At 73.5% G+C, this 10,135-nt stretch carries 9 protein-coding genes and 1 pseudogene; 7 read left to right on the top strand and 3 right to left on the bottom strand.

What is annotated here, in order from left to right:
• Positions 1-305, bottom strand: a pseudogene (locus ACFV61_RS28460) (hypothetical protein); the annotation flags it as partial.
• 199 nt (positions 306-504) lie between these two features.
• On the bottom strand, positions 505-831 hold the full coding sequence (locus ACFV61_RS28465; protein ID WP_063350717.1) for a hypothetical protein: 327 nt from the start codon (positions 829-831) through the stop codon (positions 505-507).
• Between the two features lie 201 nt (positions 832-1,032).
• On the opposite strand from ACFV61_RS28465, the gene ACFV61_RS28470 reads away from it, so the two are divergent.
• From ACFV61_RS28470 to ACFV61_RS28500, 7 genes are all read left to right on the top strand, one after another.
• On the top strand, positions 1,033-1,989 hold the full coding sequence (locus ACFV61_RS28470; RefSeq protein WP_380494667.1) for an STM4015 family protein: 957 nt from the start codon (positions 1,033-1,035) through the stop codon (positions 1,987-1,989).
• 77 nt (positions 1,990-2,066) lie between these two features.
• Complete coding sequence (locus ACFV61_RS28475) at positions 2,067-3,008, top strand: STM4015 family protein (protein WP_380494669.1); 942 nt, start codon at positions 2,067-2,069, stop codon at positions 3,006-3,008.
• 15 nt (positions 3,009-3,023) lie between these two features.
• Entirely contained in the window at positions 3,024-4,163 is a 1,140-nt protein-coding gene (locus tag ACFV61_RS28480) for an STM4014 family protein (protein ID WP_380494671.1), read from the top strand.
• Positions 4,164-4,210: 47 nt separating this feature from the next.
• A complete protein-coding gene (locus ACFV61_RS28485; RefSeq protein ID WP_380494684.1) occupies positions 4,211-5,116 on the top strand; it encodes an STM4013/SEN3800 family hydrolase in 906 nt (301 codons plus the stop codon).
• Positions 5,113-6,444 carry an STM4012 family radical SAM protein gene (locus tag ACFV61_RS28490; protein ID WP_380494674.1) on the top strand — a complete coding sequence of 444 codons (1,332 nt, stop codon included), beginning with the start codon at positions 5,113-5,115 and terminating at the stop codon, positions 6,442-6,444. The genes ACFV61_RS28485 and ACFV61_RS28490 overlap by 4 nt, the downstream gene beginning before the upstream one ends.
• Positions 6,441-7,412, top strand: coding sequence for an STM4011 family radical SAM protein (locus ACFV61_RS28495; protein ID WP_380494676.1), 972 nt, complete (start codon positions 6,441-6,443; stop codon positions 7,410-7,412). The genes ACFV61_RS28490 and ACFV61_RS28495 overlap by 4 nt, the downstream gene beginning before the upstream one ends.
• A 239-nt stretch (positions 7,413-7,651) precedes the next feature.
• Positions 7,652-8,032 carry a VOC family protein gene (locus ACFV61_RS28500; protein WP_063350712.1) on the top strand — a complete coding sequence of 127 codons (381 nt, stop codon included), beginning with the start codon at positions 7,652-7,654 and terminating at the stop codon, positions 8,030-8,032.
• 95 nt (positions 8,033-8,127) lie between these two features.
• On the opposite strand, the gene ACFV61_RS28505 is transcribed toward ACFV61_RS28500, so the two are convergent.
• A complete protein-coding gene (locus tag ACFV61_RS28505; protein WP_380428342.1) occupies positions 8,128-9,747 on the bottom strand; it encodes a YDG/SRA domain-containing protein in 1,620 nt (539 codons plus the stop codon).
• Between the last annotated feature and the right edge of the window lie 388 nt (positions 9,748-10,135).

The following is a 10,135-nucleotide window of genomic DNA, read 5'->3' on the forward strand; positions in this document are numbered from 1 at the left end:
ACCTCCTCGACGGCCCGCCGCCGGGCCTGTTCCCAGGGCCCGGTGCGCACGGCCTCGCGTACGCTCACCGCGCCGGCGGCCCGCCGCTGCAGCGCCGCCTCGGCGGCGGCGAACGGCGAGCCGAACCAGCGGACGGCCGTGGGCTCGGGCAGCCCGGCCGCCCGGTAGGCGGCCCGGACCGCGTGCTCGGCCGCCGACCGGTCGGCCGGGCCGGTGGCCGCCGCAGCGGCCCGCCAGCGGGCCGTCACCTCGGCGGGCCCGGCCGTCACCGCGCCCGCCGGGCGGTCAGGGATCGTCGTCTCCATCGTCTGCTCCGTTCCCGGCCGGGCTCCCCGCCCGGCCGCCTGCTTCCGTTCCGTTCGGCACTGCGCGTTCCACGCTGCACGTTCCGCGTGGCACACCGCGCCCGCCCACCCGTCTACCGGCTGTCTGCCATCGCCCGGCACCCGGCCACCCGCCCGTCGGCCGGTCCGTCAGCCGTCGGCCCGTTCGTCGGGCCCTGCGTCAGTCCGCGACCACCCGCACTGCGCCCGGGGTGTACTCGCGCTGGCGCACCACCCGGTACCAGCTCTTCGGCAGCGGTATCGCCGCATGCTCCTCGTGCACCACCCGGCCGCCCTCGGGCAGGTGCAGCCAGCCCGCGCCGAACGGACCGGCCTCCCGGCGCAGTTCCCCGGGACCGACCACGGCGTGCGCGTGGCCGGTGACCTCCCCGAGGGCCAGCACCATCCGGCCCCGGCCGTCCCGGGGCTGGACGGCCAGCGCAGCCACCCGGGGCGGCACGGCCCCCTCCTCGACCGGCACGATCAGCACATCGCCCTGGCGGTACATCAGTCCTCCCTCGCCGTACGGCCGGACCCCGGCGACTGCCGGAATCCCGGGCTCCACCGCGCTGTTCGCGGTCACGTTCCGGAGCCACGACCAGAACGTAGAGCAAGGGTCTGACAACGCGCCCGGCCGGCCACCCGGCCACCGGATTGTCGGACCCGGCTGGTAGACACGTGTTCGGCCCCGACCCCTGAGGAGCAGCGCATGACCGTCAACCACCACATCGAGCAGTTCCACGGTCTCCCGGTCTTCGACTTCGTCCAGGCCCTGGACGAGGCCGCCGACGCCGGCGACGCGGCAGCCGTGACCCTGCCGGAGCCGGCATCGGCAGCCTGGCGAATCGGCCTGCACTACGAGTCCGAGGAGGCCTTCACCAAGCGCTGGCGGCAGTTCCTCGACACGGTGGACACCGAGCGCGTGACGGCCGTGGTGATCGGCCCGTGGTTCTCCGACGAGCCGGAGCAACTCGACGCCGCCCTGGCCGCGATCGTCGAGGCGGCGGACCGGCTGCCCGCGCTGCGGGGTCTCTTCGTCGGCGACGTCACCTACGAGGAGAGCGAGATCTCCTGGTTGGAGATGTGCGATGTCACCCCGCTGCTGACGGCCTACCCCGAACTGACCGAGCTGGTGGTGCGCGGCGGCAGCAACCTGGAGCTGACACCCGTGCGCCACGAGGCGCTGCGAGCGCTGCGCTTCGAGGCCGGCGGCCTGCCGGCCCCGGTGGTGCGGGCGGTGGCCGGCTGCGACTTCCCCGCCCTGGAGCGGCTCGAACTCTGGCTCGGCGTCGACAACTACGGCGGCGACGCCACGCTGGACGACCTCGCCCCCTTCCTGGACGGCACACGCTTCCCCGCGGTGCGCCATCTGGGCCTGCAGAACAGCGAGTTCGAGGACGACATCGCGGCCGCCGTGGCGCACGCGCCCGTGGTGGCCCGGCTGGAGTCGCTCAGCCTCGCCATGGGCGTACTGACCGACCAGGGCGCCACCGCCCTGCTGGAGGGCCAGCCCCTCACCCACCTGCGCGCCCTCGACCTGCACCACCACTTCCTCACCGGGGAGGTGCAGAAGCGCCTCACCGAGGCCCTGCCGGGCGTCGAGATCGACCTCTCCGAGGCCGGAAAACCCGACGACCGGTGGCGCTACGTCGCCGTGGCCGAGTAACCGTCACCGCCCGCGCGCCCAACGCCGCCGCACCACCACACCGACCAGCCCACCACGCCCATCCGTCTGGAGCCGACATGACCGTCTCCCTCCACCCCGACCGCTTCCACGACCTGCCGATCCGCGACTTCACCCCCGACGACGGCACCCGCACGCCGCCCGCCGCCGGCTCGGTCGCCTGGAGGCTCGCCCTGGACTACGACGCGAAGCACGACTTCGCGCAGCTCTGGCAGACCTTCCTCGACACCGTCGACCCTGGCGGAATCCGCGCCCTGGTGATCGGCCCCTGGTGGCACGGCGGCTACGTCCCCGTGGCCGCCACCGTCGCCGCCATCGCCGCGGACGCGGAGCGCCTGCCCGCCCTGGAGGCGCTCTTCCTCGGGGACGTGACCTACGACGAGTGCGAGATCTCCTGGATGGAGATGGGCGACGTCACCCCGCTGCTGACGGCCTTCCCCGGGCTGACCGAGCTGACCGTCCGCGGTGGCACGGACCTGAGCCTCCAGCCGGTGCGGCACGACCGGCTGACCGCGCTGCGCTTCGAGGCCGGCGGCCTGCCGGCCCGGGTGGTGCGGGCGGTGGCGGGTTCCGAGCTGCCTGCGCTGGAGCGCCTGACGCTCTGGCTCGGCGTGGACGAGTACGGCGGTGACGCCACGATCGACGACCTCGGGCCCTTCCTGGACGGCGCCCGCCTCCCGAGCCTGCGCCACCTCGGGCTGGCCAACAGCGAGTTCCAGGACGAGATCGCCTCGGCCGTCGCGCACGCGCCCGTGGTGGCCCGGCTGGAGTCGCTCGACCTGTCCATGGGCGTGCTCTCCGACGAGGGCGCCGCCGCCCTGCTGGAGGGCCAGCCGCTCACCCACCTGCGCGCCCTCGACCTGCACCACCACTACCTCAGCGAGGAGCTGCAGCAGCGCCTCACCGAGTCCCTGCCCGGGGTCGCGCTCGACCTCTCCGAGGCCGAGGACCCCGACGAGGACGAGGACGACGGGGACCGCTACGTCGCGGTCGCCGAGTAGGCGGGTGACGGCACGATGACACCGCAGCTGACCGTCCTCGGCAATCCCGGGCACCGACGGGTGACGCTGTTCGCCGCCGCCGCTCGGGCCGCCGGGCTGCCCGAGCCCGCCGTCCTGCCCTGGTTGGACGTGCTGCGCGGCGACTACCGGCTGCCCGAGGACGGCCTGCTGCGGATCGAGTCGCCCGGTGAGGAGGCCCTGGTCGACGAACTGCTGCGCGGCCCGGCGCTCGGCCCGTCCTACGCGCCGACCCGGGTCGAGGGCACAGCCGCCTGGTACGCGGGGGTGACGGCCGCGCTGCGCGAGCTGGCCGGACGCCCCGGCGTACGGCTGCTGGGCGATCCGGAGGAGATCGCCGTGATGTTCGACAAGCGGCGGGCGCACGCGCTCCTCGCCGCCGCCGGGGTGCCGGTACCCCGGGCGCTGGGCGGCGAGGTCACCGGCTGGGAGCAGTTGCGCGGGCGGCTGGCCGCGGCCGGCCTGCGCCGGGTCTTCGTCAAGCCCGCGCACGGCTCCTCCGCCTCCGGGGTGACGGCCCTGCAGTTCGGGCCGCGCGGGCAGGTCCTGGCCACCACGTCGGTCGAGCTGGCCGACGGGCTGCTGCACAACTCGCTGCGGGTCCGCCACTACCGCAGCGAGCGGGAGGTGGCCGAGATCATCGACCGGCTGGCACCGGACGGGCTGCACGTCGAGCAGTGGATCCCGAAGGCCGCGCAGTCCGGCCGCTCGGCGGACCTGCGCGTGGTGGTGGTCGCCAGCCGGGCCACCCACGCGGTGGTGCGCACGAGCGCGCAGCCGATGACCAACCTGCACCTCGGCGGCGCCCGGGGCAGCCTCGACCTGGCCCGGGAGGCCGCCGGGCCCGCATGGCCGGCCCTGCTGGAGACGGCCGAGCGCGCGGCGGCCTGCTTCCCCGGCTCGTTGATGGTCGGGGTCGACGTCCTGCCCACGGCCGGCTGGCGGCGCGCCCTGGTCGGCGAGGTCAACGCCTTCGGCGACCTGCTCCCCAACCTCACCGGCCTGCCCGGCGGCCCCGCCGAGGGCCTCGACACCTACGGCGCCCAGATCGCCGCCCTCACCGGGGCCACCGGCCGCACCACCGGAACGCCCCTCCCCACCCCGACGGACCACCAGATCACGGAACCCTCCCGATGAACCACCAGACCTCCCCCCACACCCAGGCTCCCGCTCCGGCCCCCGACATGAACGCGGTCGTCGGCACGCACGACCTGCTGCTCGTCACACTCGACACGCTCCGCTTCGACGTCGCCGAGGAGCTGGCCGCCGCCGGCCGGATCCCGCACCTCGCCGCCTTCCTCCCCGGCGGCCGCTGGGAGCGCCGGCACGCGCCCGGCAGCTTCACCTACGCCTCCCACCAGGCGATCCTGGCCGGTTTCCTGCCCACCCCGGCCTCCCCCGGCGGTCCCCACCCGCGCCTGTTCGCGGCCCGCTTCGCCGGCTCCGAGAGCACCGCCCCGCGCACCTGGGTGTTCGACGCACCGGATCTGCCGACCGCCCTCGCCGCCGCCGGGTACCGGACGGTCTGCATCGGCGGCGTGGGCTTCTTCAACAAGCAGGGCCCGCTCGGCTCGGTGCTGCCCGGCCTGTTCCAGGAGAGCCACTGGGAGCCCGGGATGGGCGTACCGTCCCCGACGTCCTTCGAGGAGCAGGTCGCCCGGACGGAGCGGGTCGCCGCCGAACAGCCCGCCGGGCAACCGCTGTTCCTGTTCCTGAACGTCTCGGCACTGCACCAGCCCAACTGGTTCCACCTGCCCGGCGCCACCCGTGAGCACGGCGACTCCCGGGCCAGCCACGCCGCCGCTCTGGAGTACGTGGACTCCCACATCGGCCGGCTCTTCGCGGCGATGAGCGCCCGCCGCCCCTGCTTCGCGATCGTCTGCTCGGACCACGGCACGGCGTACGGCGAGGACGGCTACACCGGGCACCGGATCGGCCACGAGGTGGTCTGGACCGTCCCGTACGCCCACTTCACGATCCCCTCAGCCGTCCCCGATGCCGCCCCCACAGCCGCCTCAGCTTTCCCTGCCCCCGCTGCCGTCCCCGCCACCGTCACAGCCATCGCCGCCACCACCGAGGAGCGCGCATGACCACCACACCCCCGCGCCCCGACTCGCCCTACCAGTCCTACGTCTACGCCTACCCGCACAAGACCGCCTACCTCCCGCTGCCGGAGCGCCCGGGGCTGCGCGAGCTGTGGGCCGGCGAGGCACAGGACGCGCTCTCGCTCTACCTGCACATCCCGTTCTGCGAGGTCCGCTGCGGCTTCTGCAACCTGTTCACCAGGATCGGCAGCCCCGAGGGCCTGACCACCGCGTACCTGGACGCCCTGGAGCGCCAGGCGGTGGCCGTCCGCACCGCGCTGGACGAGGGCGCGCGCTTCGCACTGGCCGCCTTCGGCGGCGGCACGCCCACCTATCTGACGGCCGGCGAGCTGGAGCGGCTGTGCGACATCGCCGAGCAGCGGATGGGCGCCGACCTGCGGGCGATACCGCTCTCGGTGGAGGCCTCCCCCGCCACCGCGACCGCCGACCGGCTGGAGGTCCTGGCCGCCCGGGGCACCACCCGGCTGAGCCTGGGCGTGCAGTCCTTCGTCGACGCCGAGGCCCGCTCCGCCGTGCGCCCGCAGAAGCGGGCCGAGGTGGAGGGCGCCCTCGACCGGATCCGTGCCGCCGGGTTCCCGGTGCTCAACATCGACCTCATCTACGGCATCGACGGCCAGTCCGAGGCCAGTTGGCTGCACTCGCTGGACGCCGCGCTCGCCTGGCAGCCCGAGGAGCTGTACCTCTACCCGCTCTACGTGCGCCCGCTCACCGGCCTGGCCCGGCGCGGCGAGCAGGAGAGCCAATCCGCCTGGGACACCCGCCGGCTCGCGCTCTACCGCACCGGCCGCGACCACCTGCTGGCCCACGGCTACCAGCAGGTGTCGATGCGGATGTTCCGCCGCGCCGCTTCCCCGCAGGCCGGGGCGAGCGAGTACGCCTGCCAGACGGACGGCATGGTCGGCCTGGGCTGCGGCGCCCGCTCCTACACCTCACGGCTGCACTACTCCTTCGACTACGCGGTGAACGCCACCGAGGTGCGCGGAATCATCGACGACTTCGTCGCCACCGAGGACTTCCACCACGCCGAGGTGGGCCACCGGATGAGCGGCGAGGAGCCGCGCCGGCGGCACCTGGTGCAGTCGCTGCTCCAGGCCGAGGGCATGCCGCTGGCCGACTACCGGGCCCGCTTCGGCAGCACACCGGCCGCCGACTTCCCGGCGGAGCTGGCCGAGTTCACCGCCCGCGGCTGGCTCGCCGATGACCAGGACCGCCTGGTGCTCAGCCCGGAGGGCCTGGCGCACTCGGACGCGGCCGGGCCGATGCTGTTCTCGCCCGAGGTCCGGGCCCTGATGACGGCGTACGAGGCGAAATGACCTTCCTCGGCCTGCCGTCCACCACCCCGCCCACACCGCGCACACCGACCGCGCCAACCACAGAGACCGGCGCGACCGCCGCGACCGCCGCGACTGACCGTGGGCGCGACCTCACCCTGCTCTACCGTGGCCCACTCGCATCCTGCGACTACGACTGCCCCTACTGCCCGTTCGCCAAGCGCCGCGACACACCCGATCAACTGCGCGCCGACCGCGCGGCCTTGGAGCGGTTCACCGACTGGGCGGCCGAACGGGCGGGCAGCGGCGACACCCTCGCCCTGCTGTTCACGCCCTGGGGCGAGGGCTTGGTGCGGTCGTGGTACCGACGGGCGCTGGTCCAGCTGAGCAAGCTCCCGCACGTACGCCGGGTGGCGATCCAGACCAACCTCAGCTGCCGGACCGACTGGCTCGCCGAGGCCGATCCCGACACCCTCGCGCTCTGGGTGACGTACCACCCCGGCCAGGTCACCCGGGAGCGTTTCCTCGCCAAGTGCCGGGAGCTGGACGCCCTGGGCGTGCGCTACAGCGTCGGCGTGGTCGGCCAGCCCGAGCACCTGACCGAGGCCCGCCGGCTGCGCGCCGAGCTCACCGCAGGCGTCTACCTCTGGGTCAACGCCGCCGAGGGCCGCACCTATACCGACGCCGAGGCCGCGGACTGGGCGGCCGTCGACCCGCACTTCGGCTACAGCCGCCACGCCCACCCCAGCGCCGACCGCCCCTGCCGCACCGGCGAGTCCGTGCTCTCCGTGGACGGCAACGGCACCGTCCGCCGCTGCCACTTCGTCCGGGACGTCCTCGGCAACCTGTACGACGGCTCCTACCGCACCCAACTGCGGGCGCGCGGCTGCCCGTTGCCGGTCTGCGACTGCCACATCGGCTACGTCCACCTGGAGACCCTGCCGCTGTACGAGCTGTTCGGCGCCGGCGTGCTGGAGCGGGTGCCGCACGCCTGGCCGCAGCGCGGCTGAGGCCGGGCGGCGGGACGCGACAACCCGATTGCCGGACGGGGCCGCCACCCGTGAAAGCACACGAACGACCGTGCCGGACCCTCCGCGTCCCGCTCGTCCCGCTCGTCCCGCTCGACCGCACCTCTCCGAGCGCGGCAACACCCGGCAATCTCCCGCACACGCCCCGCCGCCACCCACCGCCCCCGTGAGCGCCCGCCCGCCAACGTCCCTAGCCTGGAAGCAGGAGGAGGCGAAGCACCATGCTTGGAGACGCACCACTGCAGGCCGTCATCCCCGCCGCCGACCTCGCCCGCGCGAGGAGTTTCTACACCGACACCCTCGGCCTCAAGCTCGCCGAGGAGACCGACGAGGAACTGGTCTGCGACTGCGGCGGCACCCAGTTCACGATCTACCACACCCCCAGCGGCGGACAGGCCGCCCACACCCTTGCCAGCTTCAAGGTCGCCGACCTCGACGGCGCGATGTCCGCCCTGCGTGAGCGCGGCATCACGTTCGAGGAGTACGACTTCCCCGGGCTGAAGACCGTCAACGGCATCGCCGAACGCGACAACCTGCGCGCCGCCTGGTTCAAGGACAGCGAGGGCAACATCCTCTGCCTGGCCCAGTCCGTCAGCCAGTAGCACGATCCCCCCGGCCCCGCCCTCGGCTCAACCCGCTGCCCCACCCGTTCACCACGAGCAGACGGGGCAGCGGCCCAGACGACGGGACGGGAGGCTCAGCGCATGCCCTCGTGCCGGGGAACCCCGTGCCGCAGCCGGTGCTCCGCGAGGCGCTTCCGGTCGACGACGTGATCCGGTGTCTCCCGCAGCCGGCCCAGCACGGAGCTGTCGTCGCGGCTCACCACCGTGAGGTCGTCATTGACGATCAGCATGCCGAAGTCGAACAGCACGTGGTGGTTGGCACACAGGCAGAGAACGTTGTCGACGGTGTCCGATCCGTTGTGCGGGCTCCCCAGGGGCGTGATGTGTGCAGCCTCGGCGTAGGCGCCGCCCGGGACCGCCATGCGGACGCCGCACACCTGACAGGTGTAGTCGTGCGCACGTTTCACGTGGGTGGCGATCGCGGTGTTCCGGACGACGCGCTCGACCGATGTCGCGGATCGGACGGGCCCCGCCTCCCGACCGTCCTCATCCGTCGGAGCCGTCACCCGATCCGCCACCCGATCGGTCACCGGAGCCGCTACCGGAGCCGTCACCCGATCCGATACCCGGTCCGACACCCGGGCGACTGCCGCGGCCTGTTCGGCCGGGGGAAGGGCTACCAGGCGGAACCGCCACACGAGGAAGCCGCCGGAGGAGGTCTCGGACCAGAGGTCCTCAACCCGGAAGAGCCCGTCGTAGCGGTAGAAGGAGCGGGTCGCGGTGGTGACTCCCCGGACCACGCGAACCGGGGCCCCGGTCGCCGCGCTCGTCGCCAGGGCCGCGTTGCCGCGCGTCAGCTGCTGGTTCCGGGCCGGCTGCCCCGTCTGCGGGCTCCGCCCGCCCTCCCCGGTGTAGAGGATCACATCACCGAGATCCTCGTCGTCCTGGTACCCACCGGAGACCACGATCGATTCCGCGCCGAGTTCTCGCAGACCGCAGATACCGGCCTGGAGCGGCCGGTGCACGCCGGCGAGCGAGAGCGTCCGCCGGTTGTCGAACTCCTGGCCCAGTCGTACGCCCGGCACCGGCCCGATGCCGTCGGGGAACGGGCCGAACTCGACGGGCGCCTGCCCTTCCGGGAGGGCCGTGGCCAGTTCCCTGACCCTCGCCCGCTCCTCCTGCCGCGCCGTCTGGGCGCGGAAGAGCACTTCCCCGATGAGGGTGTCCCGGGTGGCCGCCAGCCAGGCGCTGTCATCGGCGCGCAGCGCGGACAGCCCGTCGAAGAGTTCGCGAAGCCGCGACTCCGTCGGAATGGTCCGTCCGTCCAGGTAGGAGTCGAGGGTTCGCGCGCTCAGGTCGCAGTGGCGCGCCACCCGTTCGGTCGACGGGTCGCCGACCTTGTTCCACAGTCCGCGCAGCGCGCGGGTGAAGTCCTCCTCCTCGGGTGTGCGGCCCGCCGTCGCCGCGCCCTGCCGCCGGGCCGCCTCCGCGAGGCCTTCCTCGGCGGCACGTCGCCGGTCGTGCCACTGCCGCCGTTCGAGCTCGCTGCCGCTGCCCCACGCCTCGACCATGGCGTCCAGGTTCTTGGCGCTCGGCAGGCGGGATCCGTTCAGGGCGGCGTAGACCGCCGTCCGCGAGGCGCCTAGCGCGACGACCGTCTCGACCGTGCCCCGGGACCGTTCCTTGAGTTCGCGGAGCTCGCGGGCGAAGGAGACCAGCGGGCCCGTTCCACTCAGCGGGAGCCTGCGCGCCATATCCCCACCGTGAGATTCCTCACAGTTCCTCTCCCATTTCCTGTGATGCGGGTCACATCGTCGACGTCAGTACGCCTCTGACCTGGACCAACATCAACTTTCTCAAGTCCCGCGATGTTTTCTGCGGTTTTTCGGCCTTCCGCAGCTCTGTCATCGTATCCACTGTCGGTACGAGCCGTACGCCCCACAACGGAGCGACGGCTCCCTGCGTCAACAGGAAGCCGTCATCACTCGTAGCCCCATCAACACCCGGAGAACTACATGCACGAGGGTACGGGGATTCCCGCGTCGGGCGGAAGCGCCCAGACCACGGGCACCGCACCGCCCGCACCGGGCCCCCGCTGGCTCGCTCCGGCCGGAGTCGGGGGGGGGGGGGGCGGCGGGCGGG

This window comes from Kitasatospora sp. NPDC059817, assembly GCF_042731835.1.
Taxonomy (GTDB): domain Bacteria; phylum Actinomycetota; class Actinomycetes; order Streptomycetales; family Streptomycetaceae; genus Kitasatospora.

Excerpts from the sequence above, each read along its gene's own strand:
- ACFV61_RS28465 (WP_063350717.1), bottom strand. The coding sequence starts at position 831 with ATGTACCGCCAGGGCGATGTGCTGATCGTGCCGGTCGAGGAGGGGGCC.
- ACFV61_RS28470 (WP_380494667.1), top strand. The coding sequence starts at position 1,033 with ATGACCGTCAACCACCACATCGAGCAGTTCCACGGTCTCCCGGTCTTC.
- ACFV61_RS28475 (WP_380494669.1), top strand. The coding sequence starts at position 2,067 with ATGACCGTCTCCCTCCACCCCGACCGCTTCCACGACCTGCCGATCCGC.
- ACFV61_RS28480 (WP_380494671.1), top strand. The coding sequence starts at position 3,024 with ATGACACCGCAGCTGACCGTCCTCGGCAATCCCGGGCACCGACGGGTG.
- ACFV61_RS28485 (WP_380494684.1), top strand. The coding sequence starts at position 4,211 with ATGAACGCGGTCGTCGGCACGCACGACCTGCTGCTCGTCACACTCGAC.
- ACFV61_RS28490 (WP_380494674.1), top strand. The coding sequence starts at position 5,113 with ATGACCACCACACCCCCGCGCCCCGACTCGCCCTACCAGTCCTACGTC.
- ACFV61_RS28495 (WP_380494676.1), top strand. The coding sequence starts at position 6,441 with ATGACCTTCCTCGGCCTGCCGTCCACCACCCCGCCCACACCGCGCACA.
- ACFV61_RS28500 (WP_063350712.1), top strand. The coding sequence starts at position 7,652 with ATGCTTGGAGACGCACCACTGCAGGCCGTCATCCCCGCCGCCGACCTC.
- ACFV61_RS28505 (WP_380428342.1), bottom strand. The coding sequence starts at position 9,747 with ATGGCGCGCAGGCTCCCGCTGAGTGGAACGGGCCCGCTGGTCTCCTTC.